At 72.2% G+C, this 16,270-nt stretch carries 10 protein-coding genes and 1 riboswitch; of the genes, 5 read left to right on the forward strand and 5 right to left on the reverse strand.

Features of this window, described 5'->3' with window-relative positions; genetic code table 11:
• Nucleotides 1-261: 261 nt before the first annotated feature.
• From ACWD6R_RS36430 to ACWD6R_RS36440, 3 genes are read right to left on the reverse strand one after another with little or no spacing between them, the layout of a single operon-like run.
• Complete coding sequence (locus ACWD6R_RS36430; RefSeq protein WP_451822664.1) at nt 262-1,500, reverse strand: VWA domain-containing protein; 1,239 nt, start codon at nt 1,498-1,500, stop codon at nt 262-264.
• Nucleotides 1,497-3,887 (reverse strand): DUF5682 family protein, encoded by a 2,391-nt coding sequence (locus ACWD6R_RS36435; RefSeq protein WP_451822665.1) that lies wholly within the window; start codon nt 3,885-3,887, stop codon nt 1,497-1,499. The genes ACWD6R_RS36430 and ACWD6R_RS36435 overlap by 4 nt, the downstream gene beginning before the upstream one ends.
• A complete protein-coding gene (locus tag ACWD6R_RS36440; protein ID WP_451822666.1) occupies nt 3,884-4,996 on the reverse strand; it encodes an ATP-binding protein in 1,113 nt (370 codons plus the stop codon). The genes ACWD6R_RS36435 and ACWD6R_RS36440 overlap by 4 nt, the downstream gene beginning before the upstream one ends.
• Nucleotides 4,997-5,114: 118 nt before the next feature.
• Between ACWD6R_RS36440 and ACWD6R_RS36445 the strand changes: the two genes are divergently transcribed.
• Nucleotides 5,115-6,518, forward strand: a complete 1,404-nt coding sequence (locus tag ACWD6R_RS36445; RefSeq protein WP_451822667.1) for an SWIM zinc finger family protein — start codon at nt 5,115-5,117, stop codon at nt 6,516-6,518.
• A gap of 375 nt (nt 6,519-6,893) precedes the next feature.
• Nucleotides 6,894-8,492, forward strand: coding sequence for a DUF5691 domain-containing protein (locus tag ACWD6R_RS36450; RefSeq protein WP_451822668.1), 1,599 nt, complete (start codon nt 6,894-6,896; stop codon nt 8,490-8,492).
• A gap of 170 nt (nt 8,493-8,662) precedes the next feature.
• Here the strand turns inward: ACWD6R_RS36450 and ACWD6R_RS36455 are convergent, their stop codons facing one another.
• A complete protein-coding gene (locus ACWD6R_RS36455) occupies nt 8,663-9,076 on the reverse strand; it encodes a cobalamin B12-binding domain-containing protein (RefSeq protein ID WP_451822669.1) in 414 nt (137 codons plus the stop codon).
• A gap of 352 nt (nt 9,077-9,428) precedes the next feature.
• Between ACWD6R_RS36455 and ACWD6R_RS36460 the strand changes: the two genes are divergently transcribed.
• Together ACWD6R_RS36460 and ACWD6R_RS36465 are read left to right on the forward strand one after the other, a co-directional pair.
• Nucleotides 9,429-10,292 carry an esterase/lipase family protein gene (locus ACWD6R_RS36460; RefSeq protein ID WP_451822670.1) on the forward strand — a complete coding sequence of 288 codons (864 nt, stop codon included), beginning with the start codon at nt 9,429-9,431 and terminating at the stop codon, nt 10,290-10,292.
• 294 nt (nt 10,293-10,586) lie between these two features.
• A complete protein-coding gene (locus ACWD6R_RS36465; RefSeq protein ID WP_451822671.1) occupies nt 10,587-12,068 on the forward strand; it encodes a M23 family metallopeptidase in 1,482 nt (493 codons plus the stop codon).
• Nucleotides 12,069-12,165: 97 nt separating this feature from the next.
• On the opposite strand, the gene pcrA is transcribed toward ACWD6R_RS36465, so the two are convergent.
• A complete protein-coding gene (gene pcrA, locus ACWD6R_RS36470) occupies nt 12,166-14,655 on the reverse strand; it encodes a DNA helicase PcrA (RefSeq protein ID WP_451822672.1) in 2,490 nt (829 codons plus the stop codon).
• 257 nt (nt 14,656-14,912) lie between these two features.
• Nucleotides 14,913-15,077: riboswitch (cyclic di-AMP (ydaO/yuaA leader) on the forward strand.
• On the opposite strand from pcrA, the gene ACWD6R_RS36475 reads away from it, so the two are divergent.
• Entirely contained in the window at nt 15,076-16,260 is a 1,185-nt protein-coding gene (locus ACWD6R_RS36475; protein ID WP_451822673.1) for an NlpC/P60 family protein, read from the forward strand. (Overlaps the previous riboswitch by 2 nt.)
• Nucleotides 16,261-16,270 lie beyond the last annotated feature (10 nt).

Genomic DNA, 16,270 nt, shown 5'->3' on the forward strand with positions numbered 1-16,270 from the left:
GCCCAGGACGAGAAAGCGGAGGACCAGTGCGCCCAAGACCGTTCGGGGCGTGCCAGCGAGACAGGACTCACTCCTGCTCACTGTTCAGGAACGGTCTCAGATCTCCCGGGCCGGGTACTCCGGAGCGGTGAAGGCGGCCACCGCGTCGCTCGGACAGGCGGGAGCGACCGAGTCCGGACCCGCCGCTCCGTGCGCCGCGTGCTCGACGGCCGGACGGGCGTCGCGACCGCGGCCGAGGCCTCGGTGGCGTCCGTGGCCGGTTCAGTGTCCATGGGTCTCCTTGTCCGGTATGGGCAGTGGCCTCTTCTCCAGCGCCGCGGCCATCACCTCCGGAAAGAGGTCCGGGGTGCACGCGAATGCCGGTGCTCCGAGCGCGCCGAGCGCCGCCGCGTGCTCGCGGTCGTAGGCGGGCGCGCCCTCGTCGGACAGGGCGAGCAGCGTCACGAACTGCACGCCGGACGCCTTCATCGCCGCCACCCGCTTCAGCATTTCGTTGCGGATGCCGCCTTCGTAGAGGTCGCTGATGAGGACCACGACGGTGTCGGCAGGCCGGGTGATCTGGGACTGGCAGTAGGCGAGCGCCCGGTTGATGTCCGTGCCGCCGCCGAGCTGGGTGCCGAAGAGTACGTCGACGGGGTCGTCGAGCTGCTCGGTGAGGTCGACGACAGCCGTGTCGAAGACAACAAGCCTGGTCCGCAACGTACGCATAGAGGCGAGCACCGCGCCGAAGACGGAGGCGTAGACGACGGAGGCGGCCATCGACCCCGACTGGTCGATGCAGAGGATGACGTCCTTCTTCACCGCCTGCGCGGCGCGTCCGTAGCCGATGAGCCGCTCGGGGACGACCGTGCCGGCCCCGTCCCCGCCAGGAAGCAGGAGGTAGTTCTTGAGGTTGGCCCGGATGGTGCGGTCCCAGTCGATGTCGTGGTGACGCGGCCGGTTGATCCGCGCCGAGCGGTCGAGCGCGCCGGTCAGCGTGGCCCGGGTGCGGGTGGCGAGCCGCTTCTCCAGGTCGTCGACCACCTTGCGTACGACGGCTCGTGCCGTCTCCTTCGTCGTCTCGGGCATCGCCTTGTTGAGCGAGAGCAGTGTTCCGACCAGGTGGACGTCCGCCTCGACGGCCTCCAGCATCTCCGGCTCCAGCAGCAGCGCGGAGAGACCGAGCCGGTCGATCGCGTCGCGCTGCATGACCTGGACGACGGAGCTGGGGAAGTACGTGCGGATGTCGCCGAGCCAGCGGGCGACGGACGGGGCGGAGGCGCCGAGTCCGGCCGAGCGCTCGGCCCCGCCGCGGCCGCCGGACCTGCCCCCGCCGCCGTACAGCGCGTTCAGCGCACCGTCCATCGCGGCGTCCCGTCCGGTCAGGGTGCACCCGGTGGACTCGGCGCTGTCCGCGCCCAGCACCATGCGCCACCGCCGGAGCCGTTCGTCGTCCGCCGCGCCCCGCCCGGCGGCTCCCGGCCGCTCCGCGTCCGTGCCTGATTCCGTGACCGTCGTCATCCTGTTGCCCCCAGCGGTTCCATGGCGTTCTCGGCACCCTCTGCGCCCTCGGCGCTCCCGGCACCCTCGGCGTCCAGTCCCAGCAGCAGCCGCAGCACCGGCACCACCGCGTCCGCCCGCGCCTCGTCGAGGCCGGGCCCGAAGCCGGGTGCCGCCGTCCCGGCGGCGGCCGCGGCCGGTGCTCCGGAGGCCGGACCGCGTCGTACGAGCTCGCCGAGCGTGCGCCGTACGCCTGCTTCGTACGCCGAGAAGGTGCGGCGCAGCAGCGGGAGCACATCGGTGAACGTGTCGGCGGGGACACCGGCCAGCCAGCCGTCGACCAGGCCGAGCAGCCGCTCGTCGTGGACAAGGAGCATGCCGCCCCCGTCGGCCCCGCCGACAAACCCCTCGATCCAGGCCGCCGCGTCGGCCGGGGGTGTGCCGGGCGAGAGGGCGAGGCCCATCAGCCGTGCCGCGTCGTCCTCTTCGAGCCGTCCGTCGTCGAGGAGCAGCCGCGTCGCGCGGCCCCGGATGACGCCCGCGACCGTGTCCCGGGCGGCCAGCTTGTGCAGCACGGCGGCCCAGCGCTCACGGAGTCCGTCCGCCGGTACGGTTCCGGCGAGCAGCCCGATCGCGGTGTGGACGCCGTCCACCTTGCGGCGCAGTTCGGCGGCTCCGTCGGCGTCGAGCCCGGTGCAGGCGGGCGGCAGTCCGACGCAGATCCGCTCGGCGAGCCCGGCCGCGACCTCGCCGAGCGCCGCGGTGTCCGTGGACCGCACGTCCCCGTACCGCAGGGTGCGGGCGAGGGCGGGCAGGGCGTCGGCGAGGTGGCCGACGTCTGCGTCGAGCGCGGCGCGGTCGGCGAGGGCCCGCATCACCACGGGCAGTGCCTCGGGCAGTTCGGCGAGGAGACAGCGCTCGGCGAGCGCGGTGACCTCGGCGAGGGCGGTCGCCGATACGGCCTCCGATTCGGCCTTGGCAGTCGCGGCGGAGAGCACGGTGATGCCCCAGACCCCGGCCTCCGCGACGCGTACGTGCAGTTCGGGCTCCCAGTGCAGCCGCCAGGTCTCCCGGAAGGTGCCGGTGCTCCCCCGCCCGGCGGCCGGTTCGCCCCAGCCGACGGCGAGGAGCCGCAGGCGGTGCAGCAGGCGGCTGCGGGACGCGTCGGTGTCCTTGCGGAGGTCGAGCTCCAACTCCCGCTCCTGCGCTTCCGGTTTGAGCCGCAGGGTGCGCTGGAGCCGGGTGAGGTCGCGCTGCAACGGCACGGCCGGGGCGGTGTCCGGCACCTCGCCGAGCGTCTCGCCGACGATGAGCCGGTCCCGGACGAGCGCGAGCGGCACATCGGAACCCTCGCACATCACCGCCCGGATCGCGTCCGTCGTCTCGTCCAGTCCGGCGAGCGGGCGGCCGCGCATCGCCGCGAGGGTCCCGGCGAGCCGGACGGCCTCGATGACATGGGCGGAGGACACGAACCGGTCCTCGTCGCGCAGGAGTCCGGCGACCTTGGTCATCCACCGCTCGACGGGACGGTCGGGGGCGGCGAAGAGGTGCCCGTACCAGCCGGGCGAGTCGATGCCCGCCCCGTATCCGCTGTGCCGGGCGAGCCGGCGATGGGTCCAGGGCACCCACGTCAGCTCGGCCTTCACCTTGGGCAGTCCCTTGACGAGGGCCCGGTCGGCGGTGACGGTCGTCCGCGCGCCGAGCGCGGGCACGTGCCAGGCGCCGCAGACGACGGCGATGCCGTCCCCGAACTCCTTGCGCGCGGCCCGCAGCTGGATCCGCATGTACGCCTCGCGGACGGCGTCGCGGGAATGCCCGCCGTCCCCGTACACCTCGCGCAGCGCCGTCATCGCCTCGCCGAGCGCGGCGAACGGGGCGCGTGGGTCGGCGAGTTCGCCGTTCGGTGCGCGGTGCTCGACGACGTCCTCCCACCAGCGCTCCGGGTCGTCGTATCCGGCGGCTTCGGCGAGGGCGCCGATCGGGTCGACCGGAGGCGCGGCAACCGCGTCGGCCGGGGCTGCTTCCTCCGCTTCCCGCTCCTTGTCCTCGCCCCCGTCCGGGGAGTCGGTCATGGCCAGGGAATGCGCCGCGGGCAGGTCGATGAAGCGGACCGGGACGTCGCGGCCGAGCGCCCAGCGGATCGCGACCCACTCGGGCGAGAACTCGGCCAGCGGCCAGAACGCCGCCCGCCCCGGATCGTCCACCGCATGGGCGAGCAGCGCGACGGGTGGCCGCATCTGCTCGTCGGCGGCGAGCGGCAGGAGTGCGTCGCCCTCGGGCGGCCCCTCGATGAGGACCGCCTTCGGAAGGGCGGCCTCCAGCGCGGCGCGGACCGCGCGGGCGGAGCCGGGCCCGTGGTGCCGGACCCCGAGCAGCAGCGGCCCGGCGGCGGGCGCTGCCCCGGTCATACGGAGACCTCGCGGCAGGCGCGGTAGAAGTCCTTCCAGCCGTCCCGCTCCCGGACCACCGTCTCCAGGTACTCCTGCCAGACCACCCGGTCCGCCGCCGGGTCCCGGACGACCGCGCCGAGGATGCCGGCCGCGACATCGCCGGGGCGCAGCACTCCGTCGCCGAAGTGGGCGGCGAGCGCCAGGCCGTTGGTGACGACGGAGATGGCCTCGGCCGTGGACAGCGTGCCCGACGGGGACTTGAGCTTGGTGCGTCCGTCCGTCGTGATGCCGTCGCGCAGTTCACGGAAGACCGTGACCACCCGGCGGATCTCGGCCATGCCGTCGGGGGCGGCCGGAAGGTCGAGCGAGCGCCCCATCTGGTCGACGCGCCGGGACACGATGTCGACCTCGGCGTCGGGCGTGGCGGGCAGCGGGAGCACGACCGTGTTGAACCGGCGGCGCAGGGCGCTGGACAGCTCGTTGACCCCGCGGTCGCGGTCGTTGGCCGTCGCGATGACGTTGAATCCCCGGACGGCCTGGACCTCCTGACCCAGCTCCGGAACGGGGAGCGTCTTCTCCGACAGGATCGTGATGAGCGAGTCCTGCACATCGGCGGGGATACGGGTGAGCTCCTCGATCCGCGCGGTCATGCCCTCGGACATGGCACGCATCAGCGGGCTGGGCACCAGCGCGTCGCGGCTGGGGCCGTGCGCCAGCAGCTGCGCGTAGTTCCACCCGTAGCGGACGGCTTCCTCGGGTGTGCCCGCCGTGCCCTGCACGAGCAGCGTCGAGTCGCCGCTGACAGCGGCCGCGAGGTGCTCGGAGACCCAGGTCTTGGCGGTGCCGGGAACGCCGAGGAGCAGCAGCGCCCGGTCGGTGGCGAGCGTCGTCACGGCGACCTCGACGAGGCGGCGCGGCCCCACGTACTTGGGTGTGATCACCGTCCCGTCCGCCAGCACGCCGCCGAGGAGATAGGTGGCCACCGCCCACGGGGACAGCTTCCATCGGGCGGGACGCGGGCGGTCGTCGGCTGTGGCGAGCGCCTTCAGCTCGTCGGCGAAAGCGTCCTCGGCATGCGGGCGCAGAGCTGCTGCGCCGACGCCTGCGGTGGTTTCGGACACGGTCATGGATCCCCCTCCAGATCGGTCGACCGGATGTGGTTCCCACCGTGCACCATGCCACTGACAATCGGCCGTCTCCGCAGGTCGGAGCCGATTGTCAGTGCCGCGTCCTACCGTCGTCACCATGCTGCTATCTCACGGGGGAGAACCCTTGCGCACCGCTGCTCCGGTGGTGCGCTGGACGGTGGAGCAGGTGCTGGCCCTCGCTCCTGACGAGTCATCACGCAAGGCGGGAGGCAAGCTGGGTTCGGCCGGGCCGTGGTCGGGTGGCGGGTGTGACGGTTCGGGTGCGGTGTGGGGGCTGTGCAAGGGCAGCGGAAGCAAGCCGTATCAAACCGTGGTCGACACGACCGGCCCTGCGTACAGGTGCAGTTGCCCCAGCCGGAAGTTCCCGTGCAAGCACGCACTGGGGCTGCTGCTGGTCTGGGCTTCCGGCGCATCGGCTCTGCCTGCGGGCGAGGTGCCGGACTGGGCCGGCGAGTGGCTGACGGGCCGTCGCAAGCGCGCGGAGGCCAAGGGGGAGAAGGGCGGGCCGGCGGCGGGCGGCGCCTCGGCCGCGGGCCCGGCCGACCCGGAGGCCGCCCGGCGGCGCGCCGAGCGCCGGGTCGGGCGGATCACCGGCGGTGCACAGGAGTTGGAGCAGCGGCTGATGGATCTGGTGCGCGGCGGTCTGGCGGCGGCCGACCAGACTGGGTACGGATTGTGGGAGGAGACGGCGGCCCGCATGGTCGACGCACAGGCGCCGGGACTCGCGGGCCGGGTCCGGGAGTTGGGGGCGATCCCGGCGTCCGGCCCCGGCTGGCCGGCGCGGTTGCTGCAGGAGTGCGCGCTGCTGCATCTGCTGGACACCGCGTGGCTGGGCATCGACCGGCTGCCGGAGCCGCTGGCCGCGACGGTCCGTACGCGGGTGGGGCTGACATCCCCCGCCGACGGCCTCCCGGTCCGTGACCGGTGGCTGGTCCTCGCCCAGTACGACACTCCGGACGGCAAGATCGTCACGCGTCGGATCTGGCTGTACGGAAAGGACTCGGGCCGCACCGCGCTGCTGCTGTCCTTCGGAGCGGCCGGGCGCTCCCCGGGGCAGGCCCTGCCGGTGGGTGTCACGCTCGACGCCGAACTCACGCCGTATCAGGGGGCCGGGCAGCTACGGGCGGAGCTGGGCGCGCAGTTCGGTGCGCCGGTGCCGTCCGGCACTCCCCCTCGGGGCTCCACGACCGCGGCCGCGGCCGCCGCGTACGGGCGCGCCCTGCGGGACGACCCCTGGCTGGAGTCCTGGCCGGCGACGCTGCGCGAGGTCATACCGGTGCCGTCGGGCGACGGCTGGCAACTGGCGGACGCCACAGGCGGTACGGCCCTGCCCGTCGTCCCGCCGGCGCTGTCCCGGCCGGGCCTGTGGAAGCTCGTCGCGCTGTCCGGCGGCGCGCCCGTCACGGTGTTCGGCGAATGCGGCCACCGCGGCTTCGACCCGCTCGCCGCCTGGGCCGATGGCTCCGACGGCGGTGCGGCCGAGACCGTACCGCTCATCTGACCGTTCCTTGGCAGTGAGCGGAAGTGAGTCCGCGCACTGGCGCGCCCCGAACGGTCTTAGGCGCACTGGTCGTCCGCTTTCACCTCCGGGCGGCGACACGGATCCTGTCCGTGGTCCGGTCCCGGAAGGACGGAGTCCCTCACGACCTGGCCAGATGGGTACGGTCAGTGGCGACGGGGAGGCCCTGAACCATCTCGCTGGTGGAGCAGGGGCCCCGCACGCCGGCACCGCACCCGGTGTCCCAGCTCGCCCAGTCAGGCTAGCGCGGTCTTCCCGGCCCACCGCAAGCCCATCAACCGACCGTCACACGATCGAGCTAAAACGACCTCGTGCACGCTCCCAGCCACGCAGCTGTCAACCCCTGGAGGAGGACCGATGACCAGTACAACCACCCCGTGGGAAGAGCTCGTCACCTCGGCGTTGCTCGGCACCGATCGCCGACCGTCAACGGCGGGCGGCGATCGGGGGCCGGTCGCGCTCCTGGACGCGGCGGTGCTCCATACCGTGCGGCACAGAGCCGGACTGCTGCCCGCGCCCGCGGCCGCTCGGCCGGGGACGGCGCCCGCCGACCCCCGGCCGCCCCTGCCGCCGGCCGCGCGGCGCAGACTCGCCCAGCTGCTCGCCGACCGGTCGGCGCCGAGCGGTGCGGGCGGCCGGCGCGGTGCCGCGCCGGATCTCACCGAGCTGATCCCGCAGTGGCTGGCCACAGCCGGTCTGCACGGCTACCGGGCTCCGGCGGCGCTGCTCCCGGCGCTGTTGGACGCGGCCCGCGCCCGTACCGACCTGCGGCCGCAGGCCCTGGCGTTCGCCGGGCCGCGCGGGCTGTGGCTGGCCCGGCTGAACCCCGAGTGGAAGTTCGCGCTGCGCGGCTCGTCCGGCGGCGCGCCACGGCCCGAGGTGACGGACCCGGAGGCGGTGCGCCGGCTGTGGGAGGAGGGCTTGTTCGCCGAGCGCGTCGCCCTGCTCGGGGCCGTACGCGCGCATGATCCGGGGAGCGCGCTCGCGCTGCTGACCAGCACGTGGCCGACGGAGCGTGCCGAGGACCGGCTGATGTTCGTGGACTCGCTGCGTACCGGGCTGTCCGGTGCGGACGAACCGTTCCTGGAGCAGGCGCTCTCCGACCGCAGCCGCAATGTCCGCGCGACGGCCGCCGAGCTGCTGTCCGCGCTGCCGGAGTCGGCGCTGGCCGGGCGGATGGCGGCCCGTGCGGCGTCGTGCGTGAATCCGGACCTGACGGCCAGTTCCGCGTCCATCGCCGTGGAGGCACCGCATGAATGCGATGCGGAGATGCAGCGCGACGGCGTGGTCGCGGCGCCGCCGTCCGGCCGGGGCGAACGGTCGTGGTGGCTGGGCCAGTTGGTGGAGTCGGCCCCGCTGTCCACCTGGCCGGCGCGGTTCGGCGGGCGTACGGAGCAGGAGATCGTCGCGCTGCCCGTCGCCGACGGCTGGGGTGAGGAACTGCACGCGGCGTGGTGCCGGGCGGCGGTGCGGCAGCGGGCCCCGGAGTGGGCCCGCGCGCTGCTGGGCGCCCCCTCCGTACCCCCGTCGAACGGCCCCGGCACGGCGTCGCTCGCCGAGCGCTCCAAACTCCTCGCCATACTGCCCGGTGCGGAACGGGCCGCGTGGTTGGCCGACTTCATTGCCGCGCACGGGCTGTCCGAGGCGTTCCAGCTCCTGGGGGTCTGCGCGATTCCCTGGGCGGAGCCGCTGGGCAGATCGGTCGTGGACGCACTCGACATCGCCCGCGACGCGGGGAGTTATCCGTGGAGCTTCAGCGGCGTGATGGGCCTCGCCGAGCGCTGTCTGAACCCGGCGGAGGCGGACCGCCTGGAGGTCCTCACGACGACACCGGACGAGCCGGAGGGCGCGTCGCCGGGAGCCGCCGGCTACTGGTCGGAGGCGTTCCGGCGTCTGGTCTCCACCCTGCGGCTGCGCGCGGCGATGGAGGTGGAGCTGATGCCGGAGGCGGTGTAGGGGGTGCGGTGGCGCCGGCGGCGGGTTGCGCGGCCGGCGCCGTGCTGTGTCCTCAATCTCCCCCATGGTCTCCAGGGCATGGGGGACCCCTTCGACGGACTCGGCCTCGCACCGGGCAGGCGATTGAGGACACAGGGCACCGGACGGACGGGCGCCGAGGCCCGCCCGGGTCAGGCGTCTGCGGGCTGGCGGACGTTGGCGTTCACCCAGTCGATGATCGAGCCCGTCGTCGCACCCGGGGTGAAGATCGCCGCGACGCCCTGCTCCTTCAGCGGTGCGATGTCCGCCTCCGGGATGATGCCGCCGCCGAAGACCTTGATGTCCTCCGCGTCGCGCTCCTTCAGGAGCTCGATCACCTTGGCGAAGAGCGTGTTGTGCGCGCCGGAGAGGATCGAGAGGCCGATCGCGTCGGCGTCCTCCTGAATCGCGGTGTCGACGATCTGCTCGGGCGTCTGGTGGAGCCCGGTGTAGATGACCTCCATACCGGCGTCGCGCAGTGCCCGCGCGATCACCTTCGCCCCGCGGTCATGGCCGTCGAGGCCCGGCTTGGCCACCACCACACGGATCGGACCGGTCACACCCATCACTGCCTCCACATGCGTCTCCCGTGCCGGAAAGGGCCGGGGATGTGAACGAACGTTATCGACAGCATCCCGCAACCCGCCGTTTCGCGGTGGGCCGGGAGGGGGAAATCACACCTGGGACATGTTCGCCAGGCCCCGTTCCCGCATCACGCGGCGCACCTGCCGCGCGAGCCACGGAGGCAAGGGGAGCCGCTACGAGGTCGCCGTACCACCGCGCCGTCAGCCGCACGGCACGGTGGTACGGATCGTCGACAAGGTGGTCCGACCAGCCACCCGCGCCTCTGCCACGGCACCCCATGAGGGCATACGGGGACTTGAGCCGCCTCCCGTGCGCCGAAGCAGGAGGTCGGCCATGAAGGTCCTGCCTTTCCTTCCGCTACTGCTGCGCCAGCCGTGTCTGCGCCGCACCTGGCTGTCATCGGCACTGGTGAGAGCCACCGCGCTGGAGCTGGTCGTGCTCATCGGGCACGTACTCCTCTACCCCTCGGGCATGACCGGGGAGCGGCATGACGCGACGCCCCCGGCCGAACAGCCGCCCACCGCGCCGGCCGGAGCCCGGGCCCTGCCCACCGAGAGCCCCGAGCGGCGGCCCGTCGTGCTCCTGCACGGGTTCATCGACAACCGCTCCGTCTTCGTCCTGCTGCGCCGTTCCCTCGCCCGGCACGGCTGGCACCATCTGGAGTCCCTCAACTACTCACCGCTGACCTGTGACATCCGCACGGCCGCCGAACTTCTCGGCCGGCATGTCGAGGAGATCTGCACCCGCACCGGTCACCACGAGGTCGACATCGTCGGCCACAGCCTGGGTGGCCTGATCGCCCGTTATTACGTGCAGCGACTCGGCGGTGACCGACGGGTCCGCACCCTGGTCACGCTCGGCACCCCGCACGGCGGCACCTCCGTCGCCCCGGTGGCCAGTGCACACCCGATCGTGCGCCAGATGCGCAGCGGTTCCGCCCCGATCGAGGAGCTGCGCCGCCCCGCGCCCGGCTGCCGCACCCGGTTCGTGAGCTTCTGGAGTGAGCTGGACCAGGTGATCGTCCCGGTCGAGGCGGCCTGCATCGACCATCCGGACCTCGATGCGCTGAACGTGCGCGTCACCGGGATCGGCCACCTCGCGCTGCCGGTCCACCCGGCGGTCGCCGCCGGGATCCGGCAGGCCCTGGAGTCCCCGGAATCGGCCACCGGACTCATGGGAGCCGCCTCGGTGGCCTGAAGGACCGGAGTCCCTCACGGGCGCAAGGCCGCCACGCCGTGCCGGGGCACGCCCCCGGACACCATGGCCACCCGAAGCACGCTCACAAATAGAACGCGTTTCGAACATAGAGCCAAGGCTCTGTGCACAGTCCGCCGAAAGACGGCCGATTGCCCGTTTCCTACGGGCCCAGGACCTGCCGAAGATTGTCGCCGTCACGTACTGCCGGGTACAGTCGCGGCCACTGCTTTCCCCCTGGGATTCCCCACCGGGCCCCCAGACCCAGGTCCTGCTGCCGAGGCGAGAGAGAAGTTGGTGAACGACCAGCACCCCTACGCCGGGCATGTCGGTTACGACAGCCACTCCACGGGCAGCTACGACAGCGACCCGCTCTTCGGCTCCCTCCCGGGCAGCTACGACGGCACGTACGACGCCACCGGCTACAGCAGCGGCTACGACACCGGACAGGCCGGGTACAGCGGCCAGTACGACTCCACCCAGTGGGACACCGGCGCACATCAGACCGCCGCGTACGACCCCTATGCCGCGTACGGGACCCAGCACCCGCAGCAGTACGACACCACCGCGACCTGGATGCCGGAAGCCCCGGGCATCCCCGCGCAGGGCGGCGCTCCGGATGCCTCGGGCCAGTGGGACACCAACGGCTGGCACCAGAACGGCCAGTGGGCGACGGCCGGGACGGCCGCCTACGACACCGGGGCGTACGACGCCACTGCCTGGAACACCGGCGCCACGCCCGAGCACGAACAGCAAACCGCGCAAACCGCGCACGAGTCGTACGAACCCGAACAGGCCGCGTACGAGGTGTACGAGGACCAGGGTTCCTACGCTCCGTATGAGCCCTACCCGCCGGCCGGGACCGCGGAGCCCGCGGACATCACCGCGACCTCCGAGTTCGGCGTCGCCGACCTGAACCCGGACCTCGACGCCGATGCGGACGACGCGGCAGGCCGGGCGGACCGCGCGGTGGACCACACCGTCGGCATCCCCCGCCCTGCGAGCCGTTCCGTCACCCGCGGCGGCGGTGGCAGCCGCGGCCGGCGTCGTACCCCCGCCAAGCGTTCCGCTCTTCTCACCGTCGCCGTCCCCTCCGCCTGCGTAATGAGCGTCGCCGGTATCGCCGCCGCCTCCGTCGGCGGACTCGGCAGCGGCGAGGACACCAAGGACGACACCACGTCGATGGCGGCCGCCGACCCCGGCAGCGTCAAGCCGGACGCCGCCAACAACAAGCTGGACACCCAGCTCGCCAACCTCAGCGCCGACGCCGAGAACTTCGCCGACCGCGCCAGCCGCACCCAGGAGCGCATCGACCTGAGGGAGCGGCAGGCCACCGAGAAGAAGAAGCGCGAGGAGGAGGCCGCCCGGAAAGAGGCGCTGCGGCCCAAGTTCCTCCTGCCGGTCAAGCAGCACGGCCTCAGCGCCTACTTCGGCCAGGCGGGCGTCAACTGGATGTCCGTGCACACGGGCATCGACTTCCCCGTCTCGTACGGCACTCCGGTGATGGCCGCGACCGACGGCACCGTACGCACCCAGTGGAACAGCGCCTACGGGAACATGGCCATCGTCACCACGGCCGACGGCACCGAGACCTGGTACTGCCACCTCAGCAGCACCAGAATCCGCTCGGGCCCGGTCAAGGCCGGTGACGTCATCGCGTACTCCGGGAAATCTGGCAATTCCACCGGCCCGCACCTGCACTTCGAGGTCCGGCCCGGTGGCGGAGCGGCCATAAACCCGCTGCCCTGGCTCCGCAGCCACGGCCTCGACCCGGCCTGAGCAGCCGAGCCCGACACGGCGCAGGCCCCACCCGCCGACAGGGGGCGGGCACCTGGGCGCCCGCCCCCGTCGGCTCCGGGGCGGACCCCGAGAGGCCCTAGAGCTTCTCCACCGGCGCGTACCGCAGCAGCAGCTTCTTCGGTCGTTCGTCCCCGAAGTCGACCGTCGCCTTCGCCTGGTCGCCGATCCCCTCGACCGCCGTCACCGTGCCGAGCCCGAACTGGTCGTGCGTGACCCGGTCCCCGACCACCAGCGTGACCGTCGGCTTGTCCGAGGTGCGCCGGGTCGCGAAGCCCGAGGGGCCCGAGCGGGCGCGCGACGAGGACAGCGACGACGTGATCCCCGACGTCGGTCCGGCCGGGGCCGCCATCGGCCCGGTCCGCTTCCACTCCAGGTGCTGGTCCGGGATCTCCTCCAGGAACCGCGACGGCGGGTTGTACGAGGGCTGACCCCACGCACTGCGCATCGCCGCCCGCGTCAGGTAGAGCCGCTCACGGGCACGGGTGATCCCGACGTACGCGAGGCGCCGCTCCTCCTCCAGCTCCTTGACCTGCCCCAGGGCGCGCATGTGCGGGAAGACGCCGTCCTCCATGCCGGTCAGGAACACCACCGGGAATTCGAGCCCCTTGGCCGTGTGCAGCGTCATCAGCGTGATGACACCGGAGCCGTCCTCGTCCTCGTCGGGGATCTGGTCGGAGTCGGCCACGAGCGCGACCTTCTCCAGGAACTCGGCGAGCGTGCCCGTGCCCGCACCTTCCTCCCCGGCGGGCTCCCCCCGCTCCTGCTCGAATTCGAGCGCGACGGCGGCGAGTTCCTGAAGGTTCTCGATCCGCGTCTCGTCCTGCGGGTCCGTGGACGCCTGGAGCTCGGCGAGATAGCCCGTCCGTTCCAGCACCGCCTCCAGCACCACGGCGGGGCCTGCGCCGGACTCGACGATCGTGCGCAGTTCCTCCATCAGCGTGTTGAACCGCTTGACGGCGTTGGCCGAGCGGGCCGCCATGCCGTACGCCTCGTCGACGCGGCGCAGTGCCTGCGGGAACGTGATCTTCTCGCGCAGCGACAGGGCGTCGATCATCGCCTCGGCGCGGTCGCCGATACCGCGCTTGGGCACGTTGAGGATGCGGCGCAGCGGGACGGTGTCCTCGGGGTTGGCGAGGACCCGGAGGTAGGCCAGGATGTCCCGGACCTCCTTGCGCTCGTAGAAGCGCACGCCGCCGACGACCTTGTAGGGCAGGCCGACGCGGATGAAGATCTCTTCGAAGACGCGGGACTGCGCGTTCGTCCGGTAGAAGATCGCGACGTCGCCGGCCTTCGCGTCGCCCGCGTCGGTCAGCCGGTCGATCTCGTCGGCGACGAACTGCGCCTCGTCGTGCTCGGTGTCCGCGACATAGCCGGTGATCCGGGCGCCCTCGCCCGCGTTCGTCCAGAGGTTCTTGGGGCGGCGGCTCTCGTTGCGCTCGATGACCGCGTTCGCGGCGGAGAGGATCGTCTGCGTGGAGCGGTAGTTCTGCTCCAGCAGGATCGTCGTCGCGTTCGGGTAGTCCTCCTCGAACTGGAGGATGTTGCGGATCGTCGCGCCGCGGAAGGCGTAGATCGACTGGTCGGCGTCACCCACGACGCAGAGCTCGGCGGGGGCGTCGGCCTCTCCGGCCGGGCCGACCAGTTCGCGTACGAGCGTGTACTGCGCGTGGTTGGTGTCCTGGTACTCGTCGACGAGGACGTGCCGGAAGCGGCGGCGGTAGTGCTCGGCGACGTCGGGGAACGCCTGGAGCAGATGGACCGTCGTCATGATGATGTCGTCGAAGTCCAGTGCGTTGGCCTCGCGCAGCCGGGACTGGTACATCGCGTACGCCTGGGCGAGCGTCTTCTCGAAGCCTCCCCCACTCTCGGCTTCGCTCGAGCGGGAGGTGCCCCCTGCGACCTGGTCGGCGAACGTCTCCTCGTCGATCAGCTCGTTCTTCAGGTTCGAGACCTTGGCCGTGAACGACTTCGGCGGGAAGCGCTTCGGGTCGAGGTCCAGATCGCGGCAGACCAGGGCCATCAGCCGCTTGGAGTCGGCGGCGTCGTAGATCGAGAACGACGAGGTGAAGCCGAGCCGCTTCGACTCGCGGCGCAGGATCCGTACGCACGCGCTGTGGAACGTCATGACCCACATGGCGTTGGCGCGCGGTCCGACGAGCTGCTCGACGCGCTCCTTCATCTCGCCCGCGGCCTTGTTGGTGAAGGTGATCGCCAGGATCTGGCCGGGGTGCACGCCGCGCTCGGCCAGCAGGTGGGCGATGCGGTGGGTGAGCACCCGGGTCTTGCCGGAGCCCGCGCCGGCAACGATGAGCAGCGGCGATCCGGCGTGCACGACCGCGGCACGCTGCTCGGTGTTCAGCCCGTCGAGCAGGGCGGCGGAGTCGATGGCGGGGCGGTGGGCGCCGTCCCGGTAGTACGCGTCCCGAGGCGGCGGGGGCGCGTCGAAGACGCCCGCGAAGAGGTCCTCCGGCACCGCTTCGGGTGCGGAGTCCTCGGGGGGCGGCGGGGGTTCTTCCTCCGAGTGCTGGAGGCCGGCCAGGAAACTGTCGTCAAAGAGGCTGCTCATCGCCTCACGAGTCTAGGGCGACGCACCGACACTCTGCGGCCGCATGGGAAAGCGCGGCCGGAAGGCACCTACGTACGGAGAGCGCCCACCCACGCCCCGTAAGGAAATCGGGGCCCGGACCACGTCCTCCGGCTCCTCTTCACCAAGGTCACGAAAACGTATCGGACATATCGAACATCAACCTTCACAGCGGCACCACGGTTGGCTAGCGTGCTCCGTCGGGCGGCCCGTACCCCCTTGAGGCGAACCACGCCGAGCGGGCTCCCACGCCGAATCCGGGCTGCCCACAGGGGAGTTCGGAACCGGGGACCCACATGCAAAACCGGGGTGAATCGGTCCGTATCCCCACTCGGACCGTAGGGCAGCCTTCCGTTCCGCCCGAACCCGACAGCTAACCCGGTAGGCGGTCCACGGAAGGAGATGCCGGCTTTGGCATCGCATCGCAAACCGCGCAGCCGGGTACGCACCACCACCCCCGCCGTCGGGCTCACGACGGCCGCACTGGCAGGGGTGACCCTGCTGTCGGCCCAGAGCGCCATGGCCGCCCCGAGCGCCCCCAAGCCCAGCATCGAGGACGTACAGAAGAAGGTCGACGACCTCTACCGGCAGGCGGGCGCCTCGACCCAGCAGTACAACAAGGCGAAGGAGGCCTCCGCCACGCAGCACGGCAAGGTCGACGCCCTGCTGGAGGACGTGGCCGAGCGCGCCGACAAGCTCAACGAGGCGCGCAGGACGCTCGGCAACTACGCGGCCGCGCAGTACCGCACCGGCTCCATCGCCCCGACCGCCACCTTCTTCCTGGCCGACGACCCGCAGTCGTACTTCGACCAGAACCAGCTGATGAACCGGATGACCGCCCAGCAGCAGAAGGCGGTCACGGACTTCCGTACGCAGCAGGCAGCGGCGGCGAAGAAGCGCACCGAGGCGGTGAAGAGCCTGGAGACGCTCACCGAGTCCCAGGCCACGCTCCGGACCAGCAAGCAATCCGTCCAGAAGAAGCTGGGCGAGGCGCGCGCGATGCTGTCGAAGCTGACGGCCGAGGAGAAGGCGCGGCTGGCGGCACTGGAGCGCGAGAAGGAGGCGGAGGCCAAGCGCAAGGCGGAGGAACTCGCCCGCCGGCAGGCCGCCGCCAAGGCCGAGGCGGACCGCAAGGCCGAGGAGGCGGCGAAGGAGGCCGGCTCCACCGGCGACACGGGGACGGGCGCGGGAACCGGGACCGGCTCGGACACCAGCGCCACCACGAAGGCCGAGAAGGTTCTCGCCTTCGCCCGCGCCCAGATCGGCAAGCCGTACGTCTGGGGAGCGACGGGCCCCTCCTCGTACGACTGCTCGGGGCTGACCCAGGCCGCCTGGAAGGCGGCGGGCGTCGACATCCCCCGCACCACCTGGGACCAGGTGGAGATCGGCACCCGGATAGCCACGGCCGACCTGCAGCCGGGCGACCTCGTCTTCTTCTACGACGACATCAGCCACGTCGGTATCTACAAGGGCGACGGCATGATGATCCACGCCCCGAAGCCGGGCCCCGCTGGGTGGTTGCCCCCGACACCCGTACCCCTTGGTTGCCGGGCCCCGACGTACTGCTCTGGGCCTGTGTGCGCGTGACCCGCTCCGC

The sequence above is a fragment of the Streptomyces sp. NPDC005151 genome, assembly GCF_053599875.1.

Bases quoted from the DNA above. Each gene is read 5' to 3' on its own strand.
- ACWD6R_RS36440 (WP_451822666.1), bottom strand. From the start codon at position 4,996: ATGACCGTGTCCGAAACCACCGCAGGCGTCGGCGCAGCAGCTCTGCGC.
- ACWD6R_RS36450 (WP_451822668.1), top strand. From the start codon at position 6,894: ATGACCAGTACAACCACCCCGTGGGAAGAGCTCGTCACCTCGGCGTTG.
- ACWD6R_RS36430 (WP_451822664.1), bottom strand. From the start codon at position 1,500: ATGACGACGGTCACGGAATCAGGCACGGACGCGGAGCGGCCGGGAGCC.
- pcrA (WP_451822672.1), bottom strand. From the start codon at position 14,655: ATGAGCAGCCTCTTTGACGACAGTTTCCTGGCCGGCCTCCAGCACTCG.
- ACWD6R_RS36475 (WP_451822673.1), top strand. From the start codon at position 15,076: ATGCCGGCTTTGGCATCGCATCGCAAACCGCGCAGCCGGGTACGCACC.
- ACWD6R_RS36435 (WP_451822665.1), bottom strand. From the start codon at position 3,887: ATGACCGGGGCAGCGCCCGCCGCCGGGCCGCTGCTGCTCGGGGTCCGG.
- ACWD6R_RS36455 (WP_451822669.1), bottom strand. From the start codon at position 9,076: ATGGGTGTGACCGGTCCGATCCGTGTGGTGGTGGCCAAGCCGGGCCTC.
- ACWD6R_RS36460 (WP_451822670.1), top strand. From the start codon at position 9,429: ATGAAGGTCCTGCCTTTCCTTCCGCTACTGCTGCGCCAGCCGTGTCTG.
- ACWD6R_RS36445 (WP_451822667.1), top strand. From the start codon at position 5,115: ATGCTGCTATCTCACGGGGGAGAACCCTTGCGCACCGCTGCTCCGGTG.